Below are 21,471 nucleotides of genomic sequence, written 5' to 3' on the forward strand. Positions count from 1 at the left end.
CTCAGCGCGGGGCCTCGGTTGCTTCGACCAGATCGGCGACCAGTGCTTCCATGTCGCGCCCTTCGATTTCGGCCGCGGGCGAGAGCGTGAGGCGGTGGCGCAGCACGGGCACGGCAAGCGCCTTCACATCATCGGGGATCACATATTCGCGCCCCTCCAGCGCGGCGCGCGCGCGGGCCGCACCGGCAAGGAGCACTGCGGCGCGCGGCGAGGCGCCGACGATGAGTTCGCCATGTTCGCGGGTCGCACGGATCAGGCGCACGACATAGCGCGTGATCTCGTCCGCGACCGTCACCTGATCGAGCGCCGCGCTGGCCGCGGCAAGTCCGGCGGCATCGGTCACCGCGGTGACGCCGAGATCGGCGGGCCGCTGCGGGCCCGAACGCTTGCCATAGGTCGCCACGATCCGCGCCTCTTCGTCCTCTGCCGGATAGGGGACGAGCAGCTTGAACAGGAACCGGTCAAGCTGCGCTTCGGGAAGCGGATAGACGCCCTGGTTCTCGATCGGGTTCTGGGTTGCGACCACCATGAACCTTGCGGGCAGCGCGTGCGTTTCCCCGTCGAGCGTGACGCGGCGCTCCTGCATCGCTTCGAGCAGCGCGGCCTGTGTCTTGGGCGGGGTGCGGTTGATTTCATCCGCCAGCAACAGGTCGCAGAACACCGGCCCGCGCGTCAGCGTGAATTGGCTGGTCTGGAAGTTGAACAGGTTCGATCCCAGAATATCGCCCGGCAGAAGATCGGGGGTGAACTGGATCCGTCCGAAATCGAGGCCGAGCGTTGTCGCAAAACTCTGCGCGAGAAAGGTCTTGGCGGTGCCCGGCGGCCCTTCGAGCAGCACGTGGCCTTCGGCGAGCATCGCGGTCAGCAGCATGTCGACCATCGCCTCCTGCCCGACGATCGCCTTGGCGATCTGGCTGCGGATGGCGCCGGCAAGGCTGCGGACATCGTCAAGGGTCATCGTCATCGGGGTCTTTCGGTAAGCCGGGTGGCAAGATCGTCGAGGTTGCGGGCGGCGGCGACAAGATCGGCGGGGGTGCGTGCCGCCTCCAACCGCGCGGCGCGCGCCGTGAAGGGTTCTTCTTGCGGAAGGCGGCGGGCGAGCGCGCTATCGATCGCGGCCGCTTCGGCGCGCGCCAGCCCGAGGCGATCGGCAATGCGGCGCGCGGCCAGCGCGGCATAGGGCCTGCCCAGCAGTCCGAACCGGCGCGCGCGCAGGATCAGGCCCGCGCCATTGGTGATCAGCTGGCGCTTGCCAAAGGCGATGTCCGGCCCCGCGGGCGCTGCCGCCGGCCCGAAGCGCAGGAAGGCGCGCCAGCCCACGATCAGCAGCGCGGCCAGCAGGCTCAGCGTGGCGGCAAGGAACGGCGGGCGAAAGGCCAGCGTCAACAGGTTCTCGCTCGCCCCGAAGCCGTTCATCGTCATGTCGAAGGTTACCTCCTCGATCTCGCCATCGTCGGTCAGCGCATCGACCAATGCGATTGCGGCCGCCGCGCGGGCAGGGTCGGCAAGCCCGTAATTGTTGGCAAGATCGGGTTCGGCGAGCACGATCACCGGATAGGCATCGGGATCGGCCTTGCCCCCTTGCTGCGGTGTCACCGAGAACGCCAGCACCCGGCCATCGGGATCGGTGATGAGCGGTTGCTGCGCTTGTCCGGGGTCTCGCACCGCGAACGTCATTGCCGGGGTCGGCAACTTGCCCGCCCGGCCCATCCCGCGCCAGCGCGATTGCGGCGGCGCCGGCACAAGCGGCGCGCTGATCGCGCCCTGGGCGACCTCGACCGCGTCTTTCGGGTAAGGTGTGTGCGTGAAGGTGTATGGCGCGGGCAGATCCTCGGCCCACCGCGCCGGCAGTGTGCCCTCGAGCGTTACCCAGCCGCGCTTGAATGCGCCCCGCGCCTCGGGCGACATATTCTGCCCCGGCGCGCTTGCCTGCCACTTGGGCACGATCAGCAGGGTCGGCCCCTGATAGACGCGGCTGGTGAGGATGTCGGCCACGGCGTCGGCATCGGCTGCGTGCGGCGGGGCGAGCACCAGCAGGCCATTGGTGGCAAGGCCCGCGCGGCTGCGCGAACGTTCGACCGCATAGCCCTGCGCCTCGACCAGCCGCACGAGGCCCGAATAGCCGTTGAGCCCGTTGGCTGCGGCGTGCCCCTCGCCGCGGTTGCCGCTTCCGCCAAGCTCGGCGCCCGAGCCGATCAGCCACAGCATCGCCAGAAACAGCAGGAACCCGCCACCCACCAGAGCCAGGGCTCCGGCCTTGGAGAATGCCGCAGGGCGTGCGGGCGTTATCGCAGCGGCGTTCATGCGGGGCGCATCCCCGTTGCCGCGGCGCGTGCTTCGATCCGGGCGAGCGCGAATTCGGCATAGGCGCTGCGCGCTGCCTCCCAGTCACCGCGTTCGAGCGTGCGCAGGGCAAACAGCGAGGCTTCGACGCGGCCTGCGATCACCCGGAACGCGGTGCGCGCGGCGTCGGGCAATGCGGACAGCGCGGCAAGCTCGCGCGCGGTGGTCGACGGCTCGACCCAATCGGGCCGCACATCGCGGATCTGCGCGATGCTGCGGCGAAGCAACAGGTGCACCGCGGCATCATACCGGCCTTCGGCGGCGAGCCGGTCGGCATCTTCGAGCAGCGCTGCCGCGGCGGCGGTATCGGGCTCCCAGACGCTTTCGCTCGGGCCATCGCCCGCCGCATTCCTGCGCCGCCCGAACCACGCCGGGTCGACCAGCTTCACCAGCAACGCCAGCGCAAACAGCGCGGCCGCACCTGCGAGCGCCCATTGCAGCCACCACCACGATTGCCCCAGCATCGTGCCCACCGGGCCGAGCAGATCGCCAAGCCAGCCCAGCAGCCGGTCGAGCAACTGCGCAAACCAGCCCGGCTCGGGCGGCGGCGGCGGTGGGGGAGCGGTGACGGGAGCGAACTGGATATCGCTGTCGGCGCGCAATGCTTCCCATCCTGCCGGCGGCTGCGTGCCCACCGATTCGGCAGGCGGCCGGGACAGGTTGGGTGCGGCCGTTTTTATCATCGCAGGCAAGGTGGTGGCATGGCGGACCTGCCTGCGCAACCCGAAAGCCCGAAGCCCGCTGCTGCAACCCGCGTCACCCGCGCGCGCGGCCCTGTTCGTAACTGCCCAGAATGCGCAATTCCTTGGAATGGAACGCACATTCTTCGAGCGCGCGGTCGACCGCCGGATCGCCCGGCGCGCCGATGATGTCGGCATAGAAGGTGGTCGCGGCAAAGCTGGTGCCCTGCTGGTAACTTTCCAGCTTGGTCATGTTGACGCCGTTGGTAGCGAACCCGCCTAGCGCCTTGTAAAGCGCGGCAGGGATGTTCTTCACCTCGAAGATGAAGGTCGTCATCACCGGCCGCCCAGCCAGCGCGCCCGGCGCCAGCGAATCGCGCGCGAGCACGACGAACCGCGTCATGTTGTCGGCGCTGTCCTCGACATTGTTCTCGATGATGGTCAGCCCGTAAAGCTCGGCGGCCAATGCGGGCGCGATCGCCGCCACTGACAGGTCGCCGCGCTCGGCGACGTAGGCAGCCGCGCCCGCGGTGTCGGCATGGCTCAGGGGCACGATCCCGCGCTCACGCAGATAATGGCGCGACTGGCCCAGCGCCTGGGGGTGCGAATAGGCCGCCTCGAAGCTGCGACCCGGTGCCGCCTCGCCCAGCGCCATCAGCGCATGGTGGATCGGCATGAAATATTCGCCGACGATGTGCAGCCCGCTTTCGGGCAGCAGAAAGTGGATATCTGCCACGCGGCCATGCTGCGAATTTTCGATCGGGATGATCGCCGCGCCGCTGCGCCCGTCCTTCACCGCATCGAGCGCATCCTCGAAGCTGAAGCAGGGCAGGGGGGCAAGATCGGGACATGCTTCGGTCGCGGCGCGGTGCGAATTGGCCCCCGGCGAGCCCTGAAACGCGATCGCGCGCGCCGGATCGGCTGCGGCGACCTCCCGCATCCGGTCGACGATAGCAAGGGCAGGGCCGGGAAATGCGCGCATGATCCCCGCCGCCTATAGGCCTGTGCCCCCGGCGGCAAGCCTGCTTGCAAAAGCCGCAAGATTTCCTGCCACGATCAGTCTTGCGCAGCCCGCTGGCCGTCACTAAAGACCGCGCGGGATGACACAGGACAACTCTTCGCAGGAAAACGCTGGCAGCCGGAATGGTGGCGGCGATCTGTTCAACACCGCCGCAGGCTGGGTGCTGTTCGCAGCCGGTCTTGGCTTGGGTCTTTCGATCCTGTCGGGCAAGTATTTCCACGGCGACAAGCCGGAACGGCCCGAGAAGCTCGGCTATGTGATCGAAGGCGCGGTCGAGGACACCGGCGGCGCTGCCGAAGTGTCGATCGCCGATGCGCTCAACGCGATGCCCGCCGCCGATCTGGTTGCCGCAGGCGAAAAGGCCTTTGCCAAGTGCCAGAGCTGCCACACGATCAATGCGGGCGGTGCGAACGGCATCGGCCCCAACCTTTACGGCACCATGGGCAAGGCGCTCGGCAGCCACGCAGGCTTCGCTTACAGCGCGGAGCTGAAGGCCAAGGGCGGCACCTGGGATTGGGAGGCTATGAACGCCTGGCTCAAGAACCCCAAGGCCTATGTCCCCGGCACCAAGATGAGCTTTGCCGGCCTGTCGAAGGTTGAAGATCGCGCCGCGATCGCGGCCTATCTGAATGCGCAGGGTTCGAACCTGCCGTTCCCGGCAGCTTCCGCGCCCGCCGCCGCACCCGAGGGTGAAGCCACCCCTGCAGCCGGCGAAACCCCTGCAGCCGGCGAAACGCCCGCTGCCGACGCGACCCCGGCAGCGCAGTAAGCCTGCCGGATAGGGGAAGGGGAAGGGGCGTCACGCCCCCCCCTTGAATCCTTGCGCGATCACATACCACTCCGACGAGCCCTTGCGGCTCGCCGGGGGTTTTGCGTGTTTGACCGTGGCGAAATTGCGCTTGAGCAGCGCGAGCAGATCGGCATCGGTCCCGCCTGCCAGCACCTTGGCAACGAAGGCGCCGCCGGGCGCAAGGTTCTCGGTCGCGAACCACACGGCCGCCTCGACCAGTCCCATCGTGCGCAAGTGATCGGTCTGCTTGTGGCCGACGGTGTTCGCCGCCATGTCGGACATGACGAGATCGGGCGGCCCGCCCAGCGCATCGGCGAGCGCCGCAGGCGCTTCGTCGGCCATGAAATCCATCTGGAAGATCGTCACCCCTTCGAGCGGCTCCACCGGCAGGAGGTCGATCCCTACCACCTCGGCCTTGGGCTTCCTGGCGCGCACGACCTGGCTCCACCCGCCCGGTGCGATCCCCAGATCGACCACGCGGGTCGCGCTTTTCAGCAGCCCGAATTTCTCGTCGAGCTCGATCAGCTTGTAGGCCGCGCGGCTGCGATAGCCGTCGGCCTTGGCCTGCCTGACGTAAGGATCGTTGAGCTGGCGTTCGAGCCAGCGCACCTGGCTCGCGGTGCGGCCCTTGGCGGTCTTGACCCGCTTGCCCGGTTCCTTGGCCCCGCGCGTCATCGCACCAACCCTCCGGTGGGCTTGGTGCTGCGCTGTCTGATTAAGGCTTTCAATGTCTGCTCCGACTGGCGCTCTGCGGCCATGATGCTTCTGAGGATGCCCTCGCGGATACCGCGATCGGCGACGCCGAGACGGCGCGCGGGCCACAGGTCGAGAATCGCTTCGAGGATCGCGCAACCGGCGACCACCAGATCCGCGCGGTCCTGCCCGATGCAGGGCAGCGTCGCGCGTTCGAACGGGGTCATCACGCTCAACCTTTCGCTGATCCCGCGCATCTCGCTTGCAGGGACGATCAGCCCGTCGACCGCCTTGCGGTCATAGCTCGGCAATTCGAGGTAGAGGCTGGCGAGCGTTGTCACCGTGCCGCTGGTGCCGAGCAGGCGGATATCGGGATGGCGGGCGGTGTCTGCGACTCGCGCGGCAAAGGGCGCGAAACTGTCGGCAACGAGTTTGCGCATCCGGGCAAAGCGGGCGATCCGCGCCGCCTCGCTGTCTTCGCCGCGGCCCACCGTGTCGGTCAGCGACACCACGCCCCACGGCACGCTCTGCCAGTCGAGAATGCGCGGCACGCGGCTGCGGGCATCGGGTTCGACCAGCACCAGTTCGGTCGATCCGCCGCCGATATCGAAGATCACCGCAGGGCCGTTGCCCGATTCGAGCAGGATATGGCAGCCCAGCACCGCCAGCCGCGCCTCTTCCTCGGCGCTGATGATATCGAGCGCGATCCCGGTTTCGCGGCGCACCCGTTCGATGAATTCATGGCCATTGCTGGCCCTGCGACACGCCTCGGTCGCGACGCTGCGCGCAAGGCGGACATTGCGGCGTTGCAGCTTGTCGGCGCAGATCGTCAGCGCGCCCAGCGTGCGCTCCATCGCCGCATCGGACAGGCGCCCGCTGGTCGCCAGTCCCTCGCCCAGCTTCACCACGCGGCTGAAGGCATCGATCACGGTGAAGTCTCGCCCCGACGGGCGCGCGATCAGCAGGCGGCAATTGTTGGTGCCCAGATCGAGCGCGGCATAGGCCTCGCCATTGGCCGGGCCCTTGAAGGCGGTGATGTCGGCAAGGTCGGGCTGCGCGCGGGTGACCGCGGCCTTGTTGGCCACACGCGCACCGCGCCGCGGGTCGCCGCCTGCACCTTTGGCGCGAGGCTCCCGCCCGCCGGGATTGCGCGAATCGGACTGGGGAGGGCGTTTGTAGCGGAAATCGGCTACCTTACCGGACTTGCCGCCCCGTTTTTTCCCAGCATTCTTGTTTCTGTCCGGCGGGAGTGTTTCCGCCATGATCGCATTACTTTCATATCACCGCACGCGAACCCGTGGTGTGTGCGGCACTTGGGGCCAAGCTACTCCAAGCATTCCGCCAGAGCAAGCATCACGGGCAAAGCGAGCGCTTGACCTTCGCGCCGCGCGAAACTAGGGAGCGCGCTCGCCGACGCCGCCGGATTCTTTCAGGCGGCCCGATGATGCCCCGTCCTCTAATGGTAAGAGAGCGGACTCTGACTCCGTCAATCAAGGTTCGAATCCTTGCGGGGCATCCAGCGACACCACTCTTCATCGCAATGTTTCACGTGAAACACCGCCACTGGCCGGGGGCAAGCCTCGCCTATTGCGGGTCTAACCGGGGTCTGGCAGGGGTCTGGACATGACTGACCATGATCTGACCAACCGCAAGTTCTACCGCGCCGGCGAGGAAACCCGTTTTGCCGAGGGCGGCCCCGAACGCACCCCGCAAACCGCGCACCCGGCATACAAGCTCGCCTTCCGCGACACCGATTTCCTGCTGCGCGACGAATTGCGCCCGGTGCGCTTCCAGCTCGAACTGCTGAAACCCGAAATGCTGCTCGACGAAGCGCGCGTGGGTTCGACGCTGGTGATGTATGGTTCGGCCCGCATTCCTTCGCCTGCGCAGGCCGAGGCGCGGATCGAGGCGGCCAAGAACGCCGACGAATACGACCAGAAGGTGGCCGAGCGGCTGGCCGAAAAGGCCAAGTATTACGACGAAGCCTACAAGCTCGCGCGTCTCGTCAGCGAGAAGGGCATCATCGAAAACGGCCTGCGCCAGTTCGTCGTCACCACTGGCGGCGGGCCGTCGATCATGGAAGCGGGCAATCGCGGCGCGTCGGATGCCGGCTCCGAATCGATCGGGCTCAACATCGTGCTCCCGCACGAACAGGCGCCCAACCCTTACGTGACGCCCTATCTCAGCTTCCAGTTCCACTATTTCGCGCTGCGCAAGATGCACTTCCTCCTGCGCGCGCGCGCAGTGGCGGTGTTCCCGGGCGGGTTCGGGACCTTCGACGAATTCTTCGAACTCGTCACGCTGATCCAGACCGGCAAGATGAAGCCGATGCCGATCATCCTGTTCGGCAAGGCTTTCTGGGAACGCGTCGTCAATTTCGAGGCGCTGGCCGAGGAAGGCGTGATCTCCAAGGGCGATCTCGACCTGTTCACCTGGGTCGAAACCGCCGAGGAAGCGTGGGATTGCATCTGCGATTTCTACGAAATCAAGGACCCCACCAGCGACGATTGAGACGCGGGGAAGGGCGTCGGGCCTGCGTTCAGCGCACCGCCTGATGCCCCAGCGGCCCGTGGCCAGCGCCAAAACCGGGCGCGGCGGCGATCGCGGCAAACACGAATTCGCGCGCCAGCCTGACCGCTTCGGCGAGGCTCTCGCCGCGCCCCAGCAAGGTGGCGATCGCGCTGGATAGCGTGCAGCCCGTGCCGTGCGTATGCGCAGTATCGATCCGCGCATGATCGAAGGCGAGCGGCGCGCCTCCGGCCACGATCAGCACGTCGGTGATCCGGTCGCCCTGCGCGTGCCCGCCCTTGGCCAGCACCGCTGCGCCGCTTGCATCGGCCAGTTCGCGCGCCGCCTCTACCATTGCCGCGTGGTCGGGCAGATCGCGTCCGGCCAGATGCGCCAGTTCGGGGAGGTTGGGGGTGAGAAGGGTCGCGCGCGGGAACAGGTCGCGGCGCAAGCGTTCCACCGCGTCCGGCCCCACCAGCACCGCGCCGCTGGTTGCGATCATCACCGGATCGAGCACGACGGGCGCTTCGACCGCGCCAAGCGCGTCGGCAACAACCGCGATCACCTCGGGGCTGGCCAGCATCCCGATCTTGATTGCATCGACCCCGATATCTCCGACGCACGAGGCGATCTGCTGCGCGACCATATCGGGCGCGATGGCCGCGACCCCCTGCACGCCAGTGGTGTTCTGCGCGGTGATCGCGGTGATCGCGGTCATCGCATAACCGCCGAGCATCGCGATCGTCTTGATATCGGCCTGGATGCCCGCACCGCCCGAGGAATCGGAACCGGCGATGCTGAGGATGCGGGGAGGGGTGGCAACGGTCATCCGGGCGGCATAGCAGGCTGGTGCGGCGGGTGGGACGGTTTTTGCGCGTGTCCCGGCCGGCACCTGTCTGGAAAGCGTTTCGCAGCAGTGGATGAAGGGTGGTGGATGGAAAACGCGAAGGCTGGTTTGGCCAGCCAGCCTGCCGAGTGCTGGATTGACAGGGCGGATGCGCGCTCATAAGCGATGTTACGTTGTCACATAACACAAGCACAGGTGCTTGCGTGACAGCGCAATATCCATGCCTTCTCGTCGGAACCATCAATGAACTTTTCTCGCGCCAGCTTGCTGGCCTCGTTACTCGGCGCTTCCGCCATCGCTTCGGCTCCTTCGGCCAGGGCGCAAACCGCGAGTGACCTTGCCATGAGGGACGGCGCTGCCACCGGCGGTGCCGCCGACGCCGGGACGGCATCGAACGAAATCCTGATCACGGGCGTGCGGCAGGCCTATCGCGGCGACTTTGCCTTGCGCGAAATCCCGCAAGCGATTGCCGCGATCGAAGATACCGCGATCGCGCAGAACAACTTCCTGCGCCTCGCCGATGCGCTCGATCTCAACGCATCGGTTTCGCGGCAGAATTCGCTGGGCGGGTTGTTCGACAGCTTCGCCGTGCGCGGCTTTACCGGGGACGAGAACATCCCGACCGGATACCTCGTCAACGGCTTCAACGGCGGGCGCGGCTTCGGCGGTCCACGCGATGTCGCCGGGATCGAGCGGATCGAAGTGCTCAAGGGGCCGGCCGCTGCGGTGCTGGGCCGCGGCGAGCCGGGCGGCACGGTCAATCTGGTGACCAAGCAGGCAGAACTCGGACGCTCTTTCGGCAGCGCGGCGGTGCAATATGGCAGTTTCGGCCGCTTTCGCGCCGAGGCCGACCTCAATCTTGCGCTGGCTGATGGCCTTACCGCGCGCCTCATCGGTTATGGCGAAAGCGGGGACACGTTCCGCGACTTTGTCGATCAACGCCGCTGGGGTTTCCTGCCCTCGGTCGGTCTTGCGATGGGAGACCGCACACGCCTGACCTATGACTTCGAATATTCGCGCGTCGAAACCCCGTTCGATCGCGGTGTGGTGGTGCTGAACGGCGATTTCGACACGGTGCCGTTCACCCGCTTTCTGGGCGAGCCGGGCGATGGCGACCACATGGCCCGCGCGACCGGGCACCAGCTGCGCGTGCAGCACGATCTCGGCAATGACTGGAGCGTGCTGGTCGGCGCAAGTCTGCGCGATACCTTGCTGACGGGCTTTTCGTCCGATGCGGAACTGGTGCCCTCGCGCCAGCAATTGTTCCGGGACGGGCGCTCGCTGTCGCGCCAGCGCCGTTCGCGCCGCTATGATTCGCAGCAATGGGTCGTCCGCGCGGAATTGTCCGGCGCGTTCGAAACGGGTGCCCTGCGTCACCGCGTTCTGATCGGCGCCGACCATGACCAATTCGACAACGACCAGCAGTTCGGCCGCTTCCGCCCGCCCCCGCTGAGCGCCAATCCTTCGGAGCAGGCCGGCAACATCATCGACATTCTCGATCCGGTCTATGGCCGCTTCCCGCTGCCGACCCCCGGACCGCAGAACGACCGGCTCGATGTGCAGCGATCCAGCGGGTTCTTCGTGCAGGACCAGATCAGCCTGACGGACCGGCTGCAGGTCCGCATCGGTGGCCGCTACGATGATGTCAGCCTGCGCACGCTTAACCGCCTGACCGGCATCGATAGCCGGCGCAGCGCCGGGCGGTTCAGTCCGCAAGCCGGGATCGTCTATGAGATCAGCGCGCCGCTGACGCTCTATGCCGCTTATGGCGAGGGCTTTCGCGCGAATATCGGCACGGACGTCAATGGCGCGATCTTCGACCCCGAGACGAGCACTTCCACCGAGGTAGGGGTGAAGGTGTCGGCGCTTGGCGGGCGGCTCAACGGAACGCTGGCGGTGTTCCAGTTGAACAAGGACAACGTGCTGGCCAGCGACACCGGCAATCCGGGCTTTTCGGTCGCGATCGGCAAGGCCCGCAGCCGCGGTGTGGAATTCGATCTCGCCGGCCAGCTTCCCGGCGATGTAGATGTGCTGGTCAGCTATGCCTACCTCGATGCCGAAGCGCGATCGACCTTGCTCGAACCCAATTTCAATTTCCAGATCCGCCCGGGCGATCCCCTGATCAACATCCCCGATCACAGCTTCAACGCGCAGGCGAGCAAGCGGTTTGCCGTGGCCGGTGCCGACGCGATGCTGGGCGCGGGCATCCGGTATGTCGGTGAACGGTCCGGCGAAACCGGCACGGCCTTCACCCTGCCCGCGCACACGCTGGTGCGATTGTTCGGGGAGTTCGAGCCGGTCACGGGCATCACGGTGTTCGCGGCGGTGCAGAACCTGTTCGACGCGCGCTGGTATGCCAACAGCTATGCGCCCCTGTGGGTGCAACCGGGCGCGCCGCGCACCGCGTCTATCGGGCTTCGCGGCCAGTTTTGACCGACGCCAAGAGAGACATCATGACTCCATCCCTCGAAGCTCGCTCACTCTCGCTCACGCGTGACGGCGCAGTGGTTCTGACCGACGTGTCCTTCATCGTCGCACCGGGCGAAGTCTATGCCCTGCTTGGCGGCAACGGCGCGGGCAAATCGACCACGCTGCTGACCCTGCTGGGCTTTCTCCAACCATCAGGCGGCGAGGTGCTGGTCAACGGCCGGACAGTTGCGAGCGATGTCGAAGCCGCCCGCGCGCAGATCGCCTACTTGCCGGAAGCGGCGTCGCTCTACGGCCATCTCGATGCTTACGAGAACCTCGGCTATTTCCTCGATCTGGCGGGCCGCAAGGTGACGCGGGCAGACCTTGATGCGGCGCTCGATCAGGTGGCCCTGCCGCCCGAGGCGCGGAAGCGGCGGATGCAATCCTATTCCAAGGGGATGCGTCAGAAAACCGCGATCGCTTTGGCAGTGCTGCGCGATGCGCCGATCCTGCTGGTTGACGAACCGACCTCGGGCCTCGATCCGGTCGCCATCGATGAATTTCACGACATGGTGAAGGCGCTGGCCGCTGCGGGGCGCACGGTGCTGATGGTGACCCATGACGTTTACGGTGCGTGCCAGGTCTCAGACCGCGTCGGACTGCTGCGCGCAGGGCGCCTGGTCGGTAGTTTCGAGGCGGCAGAGGGGTCGCGGATCGACACCGAGACCGTTCATGCCGCATTTGCCGAACGTTCCGCGCCATGAATATCGTGCTGCGCATCGCCCGCGAGGAATGGCGGTTGTGGGCCCGCTCGCGGGTGGTGCTGGTCGCCAGCTTGATCGTCGCGGTTCTGCTGGCAGTCACCAGCGTGCTGACCGTGATGCGTGTCGGCGAGGAGGGAGCGAAGCGCATCGCTCAACAGCAAAGCGCGGAGGCCACATTCTTCGCTCAGCCCGATCGTCACCCGCATCGGATGGTGCATTACGGCCATTATGCCTTCCGCGCTCCGCCGCCCTTGGCGGCTTTCGATACGGGCGTGGACGCCGTCACGGGGCAGTCGATCTTTCTCGAAGGCCACCGCCAGAACACTGCAATGTTCGCCGATACCCGCTCGGCCGCCGATCTCGGCGGGTTTGCCACGCTTAATCCGGCCAATCTCTACCAGCTGCTGCTGCCGTTGCTGCTGATCATCATCGGGCATGGCATTGTGCTGCGCGAGCACGAAAGCGGAACGCTGGCCGTGATGCTGGCGCAAGGGCAATCGGGGCTGGCAATCGCGGGCGGCAAGGCCTTGGCACTGGCGGGCGTGGCGGGCCTGTTCCTGCTGCCGGTCGCGGCGCTGGCGATCTATTCCGTGGCAGCGGGTGAGGCACCGCTGGCGGCAGCGATGCTGGTTGCGAGCTATGCGCTTTACCTCGCCGTGTGGGCTGCGCTGGTGCTGGCGGTTTCACTGCTGGTGCGGCAACGCAGCGCGGCGCTGGGCGTGCTGGTGTTCGCGTGGCTATTGGTTGCGTTGATCGTCCCGCGGCTTGCCATCAACGCGGGCAGCGCGGCCGTCGATGCGCCGGGCAAGATCGAAAGCGATCTGGTGATGCTGGCACAGCAGCGCGCACTGGGCGACGGGCACAATGCCGCCGATCCGGCTTTCGACTCCTTGCAGAAGCAAGTGCTCGAACAATACAACGCCGCGAGCATCGAAGAACTGCCGATGAACTGGCGCGGCGTCGTCGCCGGCCATTCGGAAGCCCGGCTCACCGAACTGATGAACCGCTTTGCCACGGACCGGATGCGGCAGGAAGCGGCGCAATCACGGATCGTGACGCTTTTCGGCCTCGCCTCGCCAACCCTCGCCGTGGGCGCCGCATCGCGCACGCTGGCGGGCACGGATCTTGCCACGCATCACCGCTTCCTGCGCGAAACCGAGGCGCTGCGGTTCGATTTCGTGCAGGGGCTCAACCATCTGCACGCCACCGCGCTGTCCTACGCCGATGATGCGCAGCGCAGCGCCGATCCCGCAGCCGAGGCCCGCACCCGCGTCAACGCCGAGGCCTGGCAACTGCTCGATACCTTCCGCTTCATGCCCGATCCGGCGACCGCGCGGCTGGCCCGCGCGAGCCTGCCGCTGGCCTTGATGCTGGGCTGGCTGGTGGCCTTGACCTTCATCATCGCTGCCGGTGCGCACAGGCTCAAGCCATGAGCGCGGTGCTGCGCGAGGCGCGTTTCCTGCTGCGCGACCGGGGGGCGTTGCTGTGGATCGGGCTGGCCTTCCTGTTGTCGATCGCGGCGACGGGGTTCGGCATTGCCGAGGTGCGCGAGCAGCGTGCGACCATTGCCGAACTGCGCGTCGAGGATGCCAGGGACCGCGAAAACGCCTTGGCCGGTCAGGAGGATTGGGGCGGCGCGGCCTATGCCGCCTTCCACCTCACCTACGCCCCGCCGTCCGATTTTGCCTTTGCCGCGCTCGGCCAGCGGGACACCGCGCCGTGGCTGCACCGGGTCAGGATCCTCGCGCTCGAAGGGCAAATCCACGAAGCCGACACGAAGAATGCCGATTTCGGGCTGATCGGGCGATTCGATTTCGCCTTCCTCGCCGCCGCGGTCGCGCCGTTGCTGCTGATCCTGTTGCTGCACGATCTGCGCGGCGCAGAGCGCGTGGGGGGACGGCATGATCTGCTGGTGGCGACCGCCGGCAGACCTGCGCGGTTATGGCTGCCACGCGCGAGCGTGCGCTTTGCAGGGCTTTGCCTTGCGCTACTGCTGCCGTTCTGGATCGGTGCGGGCATCGAAGGGGCAGCGTTTCCCAAAGTGGTGGGTGCAACCGCGCTGGTGCTGGGCGGCATGCTGGTCTGGTGGCTCATCACCGAACTGGTCGGCCGCCGCCAAGCCCCACCGCCGGTGCTGCTGGCGACGCTGGTCGGCATCTGGCTCGCCTTGGCCCTGCTGGTGCCGGCCATCGCCCGCACCGCGATCGAGGCACGTCATCCGGTGCCCGATGGCGCGCAAATCCTGATGCTTCAACGCGAGGCGGTGAATGATGCATGGGATCTGCCCAAGGAGGCGACGATGCGCCCGTTCCTCGCCATGCATCCCGAATGGCAATCGCACGGCGACGTGGCCAAGCCGTTCGAATGGAAATGGTTTTTCGCGTTCCAGCAGGTCGGCGACCACAAAGCCGCGCCGCTGGTCAAAGCCTATCGCGAAGGCCGCATCGCGCGTGACCGGGCCGCGGGGATTGCCGCTTACCTGTCGCCTGCCTCACTGGTCGAGCGCGGGTTTGAACGGCTGGCCGGCACCGATACCGCCGCGATGATCGCCTACGAAGACGCCGTGCGCGGCTATCATGCCAAGTTGCGCGCGTTCCATTATCCGCCGCTGTTCCGCGATCCGCCCTATGATCCGGCGGTGTTTGCCGAATTGCCGCGCTACGAGGCCAAACCATGATGATCCTCAGATCCCTCTGCCTGGCGCTGCTGCTGGCCGCGGTTCCGGCAGCTGCGCAAGATCGCAGCTTTGCCATCGCGGGCCAGACCTTCGCCCCCGGCTCGCGCGACGATTTCCGCATCATCGTGCCCGAAGGGGATGACGGTGCGACCTTCATCCCCGTTACGATTGTTCACGGTGCGAAGCCCGGCCCGGTGCTGGCCGTCGTCGCCGGAGTGCACGGGTTCGAGTTCGCATCGATCCTCGCCGCCGAGCGATTGGCAGAGCGGGTCGATCCCGCGCAATTGAAAGGCACGCTGGTGCTGGTGCGGGTTGCCAACATCCCCGGCTTCGAAGGGCGCTCGCCCAACGTCAATCCGGTCGATCGCAAGAACCTCAACCGCGTCTTTCCCGGCAAGGCCGATGGCACCCAGACCGAGCGCATCGCCGACCTGATCGCGCGCGAGGTGGTCGCGCGCAGCGACTTCCTGATGGACGTCCACAGCGGCGACGGGGCGGAGTTCCTCGACGCGTTCATCGGCGTGTATGGCGGGCCGCTGGCGACCGACTTCCCGCTTGCGTTGAAGGTCGCACGGGGCTTCGGTTTCCCCAATATCGTGCGCTACAGCATGGACACCCAGCAGCAGATCGACAGCGGACGCTCGCTCAATCGTCAGGGCGTGGCGATGGGCAAGCCCACGATCCTCGTCGAGATCGGCCAGAACGGCAGCCGCGAGGAGGCGCACGTCGCCGCGATCGTCGCCGGGGTGGATAATGCGCTTCACCTGCTGGGCATGACCGAAGGACGGGTGCGGGACGTTCCCGCGCCTGCGCGCCTGTTCGAAGGCACGGTCGGTGTCGCGGCGTCACAGGCCGGGTTGTTCCATCCGGCCAAGCCCGGTCCGCGCCAGCTGGCAAAAGGCGAGTTGATCGGGACGATCAGGGATTACACCGGCAAGGACGTCGAAAAGCTCTATTCGCCGGTCGATGGTTATGCGCTCTACGGCATCACCGGCCCGCCGGTGGAAGCGGGTGATGGGGTAGTGATGATCGCCATGCCGACACCGGATTTCTGACCGGCTGTTTGCGCGTGCCCCGCCCGGCCGGGGCGGGACAGTCACAAGTGATAGAACATCCCGCAAGCATCATGGTCGGTCAGCTCCATCACGCCGCCAATCGCAAACCGATATCGCCCCGCGCGCCGGCGATACCGACCATAGCGCTTGCCGCCTCCGACGGGCAGCCGATCGCAATGCAATTGCTGTGCGGCTTGAACGGCTTGAAAACGCTCCGCCTGCCTCCGATGTAATCCATCCATGAACCACCCGGTGACACCAGATGGGCGCTATTTCGTGGTGCGTGGGAGATTGTGGCGCTGCTCCGATCCGGCGTTATCGGCGCCCGACCGCGCGCGATTGGTCAAGCAGCTCATGGCGGCACGCCGCGGCGTCAGAACGGCTTTGCAAAACGGAGACGAGGCTTCGCTTGCCGCAGCGCGCAGCGACGTCCAATCCGCCAAGGTCGCGCTAGGCGAACGTGGTCCCCCGTGGTGGACGGACGGAGCGCCGGACCATAATCGCCGCCTGGTGCGCAATTCCCCTTATGCCGCATGGTTCGCCCGATCGAACGATGCAGATGAATGAAGGGTCACGTGCGCAGGCCAATCGGCCGGCCGCAAAGCGTGCCGCCTAGCCGAACATCCTGTGCGGATCGGTGACAATCAGGACGGTGTCATCCCGCGCCAGCGTCAGCAGGGTCAGCCGGCCTTCCCGGGCCCGTGCAATTGCGAGGCTGGACGGCGCGCTGATCGTGATCAGAACGGGGATGCCGGCGCGCACCGTCTTTTCCACCAGTTCCTGGCTGCAACGCGCCGATAGCAGAGCAAACCCGGCGCACCGGTCGATATCTTGCCGGCCCAGAGCACCGACCAGTTTGTCGAGCGCATTGTGCCGCCCGACATCTTCGCGCAGCAGGACAACGTCCCCGTCGGGCGAGCAGAACGCGGCGGCATGGGCGGCGCCTGTCGCGGTTCCGATCCGCTGGTGATCGCGCAACACAGCCAGCGCCTTTTGGATGGCAGCAGGGGCAAGTGGCAGTGGCTTGCCCTTTACCGGATCGAGCGGTGCGAGTGCCGCGGCGATTGAGTCGATGCCGCAGATGCCGCAACTGCTTTCCGATACCCGCGTTCTGGCGCGTTCGAGCAGGCGCGGCAGACTGCGCGCCGGCAGGTTGGCGCGTGCGACCCAGCCGCCACCGGTTTGATGCAGGTTCACCGCCTCGATCTCATCGGGCTTTGCCAATCCTTCCGAAAGCGCAAAGCCGGCCACGAAGTCGTCAAGATCGGTCGGGGTGGCCATCATCACGGCATATCCGATGCCGTTGAATTCGATCGCCACGGGGGCTTCCACCGGCACGATCCGGGCGATTTCCCGCACGGCCTGCGTCGCGAAATCGAGTTCGCGCAGCGCATGAACCTCGACCGCTTTGCCCAATGCCGAGCCCTGCTCAAGGGCCGCCAGAGCCGGGGGTGTGTTGACGTTCAACGGCGGCGCGCCCGGAAGATCGACCTGCCGCGCACCGCAGGCCTCGACAAAGGACAGAACGGATCGTTTGCCCGAACGCAAATGGGCTGCGAGCGGTTGCGCCAGATCGCTGGGCCACAGACCGAAAAGCCAGTGGGACGCGGCCACCGCTGCACCGTCTCCGGCAAGCAAATCCGCCAGATTGTCCGGCACGGGATGCGCGTCGACGGGAACACTCAGCACGGCATCGAAACCATTGCTGCGCGCATGAAGCAAGGCCGCACACAATCCGCCCAAGGGACCAAGGCCGGGTTCGGGCTGATCGGACAGCACCCGGGCCGCGGTGTCCGGCGTCCGGTTTTCTCCCGCGCACACCACGATGTCGTCGCACTGGGCGGCGAGCGCCGTGCACGCGTGGTCGAGCAGGCTCCGCCCTTGCAAGAGCGCCGCGCTCTTGTCCGACCCGAAACGGACGCTGCGGCCGCCTGCCAGGACAGCGCCGAGTAGTCGTGATGGGGGAGGCGTCACGTTCCATGCTCCTGAGCGGCAATTGCGGTTGATTGCGGCGTAGCGGCTGCGGACCATTGTTGCGAATTGCAAATTGGCCGGGACAGGGGCATCGTCCGCCCAAGTGAAGATGTGCGGGCACGTTCTACGCTGCCGAACCGGTCTGCCGAAGCCATGTGTGGTTGGCATGTCCAAGCGCCTGACCAGGCTTAGCTAGGGAGCGTCTCGTGACGGACAACGCGACAAAAGACACCGATGACCTGCCGCATTCGCCCGGGCCGGCGGGTGGCTGGGGCTCGATGAAGGGCATCGCGCGCATCTATGCCGAGGCATCGGCATCACCCGGCGCGCTGGACAGTTTGCGCAGACTGAACAAGCCCAAGGGCGTGATGTGCGTATCGTGCGCGTGGCCCAAGCCGGAAAATTACTCGGCCTTCGAATTCTGCGAGAACGGCGCCAAGGCCACGCTGTGGGAATTGACGAGCGACCGCTGCACCCCGGCGTTTTTTGCCGAAAGTTCCCACACCGTCACGGCCCTTCGCGACTGGTCGGATCACGAACTCGAAAAGTCGGGCCGGCTGACGCATCCGATGAAATATGACGCCGCATCGGACCGCTATGTCGCGATCGGATGGGACGATGCCTTTGCCCAGATCGGTGCGACCTTGCGCGATCTGCCGCGCGAGGATGTAGTGTTCTACGCATCCGGCCATGCAGGGCTGGAAGCGAGCTATCTCTATGCCCTGCTGGCGCGAGCCTATGGCAACAACAATCTGCCGCAAAGCTCGAACATGTGTCACGAGACCACCTCGGTCGGGTTGAAGAAGGTGATCGGATCGCCAGTCGGCACGGTAACGTTCGCCGATCTGGACGAGACCGATTGCTACTTTTTCTTCGGGCAGAACCCCGGAACCAACAGTCCGCGTTTTCTGCACAATCTGAAAGATCTGAAAGACCGCGGCGGCAAGATCGTCACCTTCAATCCGGTGATCGAGCAGGGGCTGGTGTCCTTCGTCGATCCCCAGGATCCGCTGGCGATGATGACGGGCAAGGAGACGATCATCTCCGACCAGTATCATCAGGTCCAATCGGGCGGCGACGTCGCGGCGATCCTCGGCCTGTGCAAGGTCGTGGTCGAGGTCGACGATCGCGCGCGCGCGGCCGGTTGGGACGCGATCATCGATCATGCTTTCATTGCCGAACACACCACCGGTTTCGACGAATTCGTTGCCTGCTGCCGGGCAACCGCGTGGGCCGACATCGAACAGGCGAGCGGGTTGACCGAGGCTGCCCTGCGCGATGCGGCGATGGTCTACATTCAGGCCGAAAAGGTCATCGGCGTCTACGGCATGGGCTTCACCCAGCATGCGCATGGCGCCCTTAACATCGCGATGCTCGTCAATTTGCTGCTGCTCAGAGGGAACATCGGGCGGCCCGGCACCGGCTGCTGCCCCGTGCGCGGCCATTCGAACGTGCAGGGTCAGCGAACCGTCGGGGTTGCGGAAAAGGCGCATCTGGTCCCCTTGGACCGGCTGAAGGCGCTGTTCGATTTCGACCCGCCGACCAAGGACGGCATGCATGTGGTCGACGCGGTGCAGGGCCTGATCGACCGCAAGGTTCGCGGCATTATCTCGCTCGGCGGAAATCTGGTGCGCGCTGTGCCCGACCAGCAACGCATGGAGGAAGGCTGGGCCGCGCAGGATCTGGTCGTGATGGTCTCCACCAAGCTCAACCGCAGCCACCTCTATCCGGGCAAGGCGGCCTATATCCTGCCATGTCTTGGCCGGGCCGAGGTCGACGCGCAGGCCAGCGGCCATCAGGCCGTGACCAGTGAAGACAGCTTCTCGATGATCAGCGGATCGGTCGGCCATCGTCCGCCTGCATCGGAGCACCTGAAAAGCGAACTTGCGATCGTGGCAGGCATCGCCAAGGCGACGCTGGCGCCCAATCCCAAGCTGAAATGGGACGAGTGGACGGGCGACTATTCGCGCGTGCGCGATCTGATCGAAGCCACCTATCCCGACGATTTTCGCGACTTCAACAGACGGATGTTCCAGCCCGGCGGGTTCTGGCGCGTGAATGACGCGGCCCGGCGCGTGTGGAACACCGACAGCGGCAAGGCGGTCATCACCACCCCCTCCCGGCTGAGCGCGCATGGTTTTGCCGACAAGCCGGGGCGCTATCGCTTGCTGACGATGCGCTCAAACGATCAGTTCAACACGACCGTCTACGGGTATTCCGACCGCTTCCGCGGGATCGAGGGTACCCGTGATGTCGTCCTGATGAACCCTGCGGACATTGCCGAGGCGGGGCTCGCTGATGGGGACAAGGTGAAACTGGTTTCGGACTACGATGGCGATAATGTCGAGCGCGTTCTGGGCGGGCTGACGCTCATCGCGTACAATCTGCCGCGCGGCACGGTTGCGGGTTACTATCCCGAATGCAACGTGCTGGTGCCGATCACGCACCACGACGAGACATCGAAGACACCGGCCTCTAAATCCGTGCCGGTGAGGGTCGAGGCCTTGTAATTGTCAGCGCGATAGACCTGTGCGGTGGGCCAGCAGACTGAATGGCCATAGCGTCAGGCCCCGGCACTGCGGCCACAGCTCCGCAATCGGCGCATCCCGGGCGTGCGACCGAAAATTCGCAGGCGCACGAAAACGGGCGGTTCCTGCTGCGCCCCGGATGGCACAATACGGCCATGCCACGCGCGCAACGAAAAACTGCTTCCGTGTGGACCTATGGATGGTGGGATGAAGTTGATCTAATTTTACCCAGCCTTGCGCTGGGCTCGCCGTTGCACGGGCGGCGCTTGAAGGGGAGTGAGCATGGCAGCACGCGCCTATTGGTCCGGCCAGATACGGCTGGCGCTGGTTTCGATCCCGGTAGAGGTCTTCCCGGCCACGAAATCCGGCGCACAGATCCGGTTCAACCAGATCCACAAACCCAGTGGCAAACGCATCGCCTATGAAAAGGTGGTTCCCGGCATCGGCGCGATTGACCGCGACGAGATCATCAAGGGCTTCGAGGTCGAGAAAGGCAGTTATGTCCTTCTGGATGATCGCGAGATCGAAGCGGTAAAGATCGAAAGCAAACGCACGCTCGAACTTGTCCAGTTCGTGGATGCGGACGAGATCGATCCGCTCTATTTCGAGAAGCCCTATTACGTCGCCCCCAAGGACGAACTGGCCGAAGAAGCCTTCGTGGTGCTGCGCGAGGCGCTGCGCAAGGCGCGCAAGGTCGCGCTGGGCCAGCTTTCGGTCCGCGGCAGCGAGAAGCTGGTGGCGTTGAAGCCGTGCGGTAAGGGTCTGCTGCTGGAGACTCTGCGCTATGCCGACGAGGTGCGGCAGGGCCGATCGTTCTTCAGCGACATCGACGACACCATGCCCGATGCCGAGCTGCTCGATCTTGCTACCACGCTCATCGACAAGCGCACGGCGCCATTCGACGCCAGCGAATTCAAGAACCGCTATGTCGACGCTTTGCGCGAGCTGATCGACAAGAAGGCAAAGTCCAAAACCGGACGGGCAATCATCGAAGACGCAGGTGAACCCGCGTCGGCCGGGAGCAATGTGGTCGACCTGATGGCCGCGCTGAAGAAATCGGTGGGCGCGAAAGGCGCCGGATCGGCGAAGTCCAAGCGGCCCGCCAAGTCGTCGGCCAAAACGTCCGGCAAGGCTGCGGCAAAATCGAAAACGTCGGGCGCACCGCGCAAGCGGGCCTGAATT

General features: G+C 65.9%; 18 protein-coding genes and 1 tRNA gene. 11 read left to right on the forward strand and 8 right to left on the reverse strand.

Annotated elements, in window-relative coordinates; all coding sequences use genetic code 11:
- Window position 1: 1 nt before the first annotated feature.
- The 4 genes from A9D12_RS06915 to A9D12_RS06930 all read right to left on the reverse strand — a co-directional run bounded on the left by A9D12_RS06915 (window position 2) and on the right by A9D12_RS06930 (window position 4,005).
- Window positions 2-964 carry an AAA family ATPase gene (locus tag A9D12_RS06915; RefSeq protein WP_197489891.1) on the reverse strand — a complete coding sequence of 321 codons (963 nt, stop codon included), beginning with the start codon at window positions 962-964 and terminating at the stop codon, window positions 2-4.
- Window positions 961-2,304 carry a DUF4350 domain-containing protein gene (locus A9D12_RS06920; protein WP_068350630.1) on the reverse strand — a complete coding sequence of 448 codons (1,344 nt, stop codon included), beginning with the start codon at window positions 2,302-2,304 and terminating at the stop codon, window positions 961-963. Before A9D12_RS06920 ends, A9D12_RS06915 begins: the two co-directional genes overlap by 4 nt.
- Window positions 2,301-3,026 carry a hypothetical protein gene (locus tag A9D12_RS06925; RefSeq protein ID WP_082925628.1) on the reverse strand — a complete coding sequence of 242 codons (726 nt, stop codon included), beginning with the start codon at window positions 3,024-3,026 and terminating at the stop codon, window positions 2,301-2,303. The genes A9D12_RS06920 and A9D12_RS06925 overlap by 4 nt, the downstream gene beginning before the upstream one ends.
- 73 nt (window positions 3,027-3,099) lie before the next feature.
- Complete coding sequence (locus A9D12_RS06930) at window positions 3,100-4,005, reverse strand: prephenate dehydratase (protein WP_068350631.1); 906 nt, start codon at window positions 4,003-4,005, stop codon at window positions 3,100-3,102.
- Window positions 4,006-4,123: 118 nt separating this feature from the next.
- On the opposite strand from A9D12_RS06930, the gene A9D12_RS06935 reads away from it, so the two are divergent.
- Window positions 4,124-4,813, forward strand: coding sequence for a c-type cytochrome (locus tag A9D12_RS06935; protein WP_068350632.1), 690 nt, complete (start codon window positions 4,124-4,126; stop codon window positions 4,811-4,813).
- A gap of 30 nt (window positions 4,814-4,843) precedes the next feature.
- Here the strand turns inward: A9D12_RS06935 and A9D12_RS06940 are convergent, their stop codons facing one another.
- Both A9D12_RS06940 and A9D12_RS06945 read right to left on the reverse strand, forming a co-directional pair.
- Window positions 4,844-5,509 (reverse strand): RlmE family RNA methyltransferase, encoded by a 666-nt coding sequence (locus A9D12_RS06940; RefSeq protein WP_068350633.1) that lies wholly within the window; start codon window positions 5,507-5,509, stop codon window positions 4,844-4,846.
- On the reverse strand, window positions 5,506-6,789 hold the full coding sequence (locus tag A9D12_RS06945; RefSeq protein ID WP_068350634.1) for a Ppx/GppA phosphatase family protein: 1,284 nt from the start codon (window positions 6,787-6,789) through the stop codon (window positions 5,506-5,508). Before A9D12_RS06945 ends, A9D12_RS06940 begins: the two co-directional genes overlap by 4 nt.
- 183 nt (window positions 6,790-6,972) lie before the next feature.
- On the opposite strand from A9D12_RS06945, the gene A9D12_RS06950 reads away from it, so the two are divergent.
- Window positions 6,973-7,046 (forward strand) — tRNA-Gln (locus A9D12_RS06950).
- A gap of 104 nt (window positions 7,047-7,150) precedes the next feature.
- Window positions 7,151-8,038, forward strand: coding sequence for an LOG family protein (locus A9D12_RS06955; protein ID WP_068350635.1), 888 nt, complete (start codon window positions 7,151-7,153; stop codon window positions 8,036-8,038).
- Window positions 8,039-8,066: 28 nt separating this feature from the next.
- On the opposite strand, the gene thiD is transcribed toward A9D12_RS06955, so the two are convergent.
- Complete coding sequence (gene thiD / locus A9D12_RS06960) at window positions 8,067-8,864, reverse strand: bifunctional hydroxymethylpyrimidine kinase/phosphomethylpyrimidine kinase (RefSeq protein ID WP_068350636.1); 798 nt, start codon at window positions 8,862-8,864, stop codon at window positions 8,067-8,069.
- Window positions 8,865-9,224: 360 nt separating this feature from the next.
- Between thiD and A9D12_RS06965 the strand changes: the two genes are divergently transcribed.
- The 6 genes from A9D12_RS06965 (at window position 9,225) to A9D12_RS14465 (ending at window position 16,354) form a co-directional block, all read left to right on the forward strand.
- Entirely contained in the window at window positions 9,225-11,315 is a 2,091-nt protein-coding gene (locus A9D12_RS06965) for a TonB-dependent siderophore receptor (RefSeq protein ID WP_231889722.1), read from the forward strand.
- A gap of 20 nt (window positions 11,316-11,335) precedes the next feature.
- Window positions 11,336-12,055 (forward strand): ABC transporter ATP-binding protein, encoded by a 720-nt coding sequence (locus A9D12_RS06970; RefSeq protein WP_068350638.1) that lies wholly within the window; start codon window positions 11,336-11,338, stop codon window positions 12,053-12,055.
- Window positions 12,052-13,488 carry a DUF3526 domain-containing protein gene (locus A9D12_RS06975; protein WP_068350639.1) on the forward strand — a complete coding sequence of 479 codons (1,437 nt, stop codon included), beginning with the start codon at window positions 12,052-12,054 and terminating at the stop codon, window positions 13,486-13,488. The genes A9D12_RS06970 and A9D12_RS06975 overlap by 4 nt, the downstream gene beginning before the upstream one ends.
- The gene (locus A9D12_RS06980; protein WP_068350640.1) at window positions 13,485-14,732 is read left to right on the forward strand and encodes a DUF3526 domain-containing protein; all 1,248 of its coding nucleotides are present in this window, start codon (window positions 13,485-13,487) and stop codon (window positions 14,730-14,732) included. The genes A9D12_RS06975 and A9D12_RS06980 overlap by 4 nt, the downstream gene beginning before the upstream one ends.
- Complete coding sequence (locus A9D12_RS06985; RefSeq protein WP_197489892.1) at window positions 14,732-15,787, forward strand: M14 family metallopeptidase; 1,056 nt, start codon at window positions 14,732-14,734, stop codon at window positions 15,785-15,787. Before A9D12_RS06980 ends, A9D12_RS06985 begins: the two co-directional genes overlap by 1 nt.
- Before the next feature lie 240 nt (window positions 15,788-16,027).
- Window positions 16,028-16,354 (forward strand): hypothetical protein, encoded by a 327-nt coding sequence (locus tag A9D12_RS14465; RefSeq protein ID WP_082925442.1) that lies wholly within the window; start codon window positions 16,028-16,030, stop codon window positions 16,352-16,354.
- Window positions 16,355-16,399: 45 nt separating this feature from the next.
- Here A9D12_RS14465 and fdhD read toward each other — a convergent pair whose 3' ends face one another.
- Complete coding sequence (gene fdhD, locus A9D12_RS15020) at window positions 16,400-17,818, reverse strand: formate dehydrogenase accessory sulfurtransferase FdhD (protein ID WP_231889723.1); 1,419 nt, start codon at window positions 17,816-17,818, stop codon at window positions 16,400-16,402.
- Window positions 17,819-18,039: 221 nt separating this feature from the next.
- On the opposite strand from fdhD, the gene A9D12_RS06995 reads away from it, so the two are divergent.
- Together A9D12_RS06995 and ku are read left to right on the forward strand one after the other, a co-directional pair.
- Window positions 18,040-20,271 (forward strand): FdhF/YdeP family oxidoreductase, encoded by a 2,232-nt coding sequence (locus tag A9D12_RS06995; RefSeq protein WP_082925444.1) that lies wholly within the window; start codon window positions 18,040-18,042, stop codon window positions 20,269-20,271.
- A gap of 300 nt (window positions 20,272-20,571) precedes the next feature.
- Window positions 20,572-21,468, forward strand: coding sequence for a non-homologous end joining protein Ku (gene ku / locus A9D12_RS07000; protein ID WP_068350643.1), 897 nt, complete (start codon window positions 20,572-20,574; stop codon window positions 21,466-21,468).
- Window positions 21,469-21,471: the final 3 nt, after the last annotated feature.

It is taken from the genome of Erythrobacter neustonensis (assembly GCF_001663175.1).
In the GTDB taxonomy this organism is placed as follows: Bacteria; Pseudomonadota; Alphaproteobacteria; order Sphingomonadales; family Sphingomonadaceae; genus Erythrobacter; species Erythrobacter neustonensis.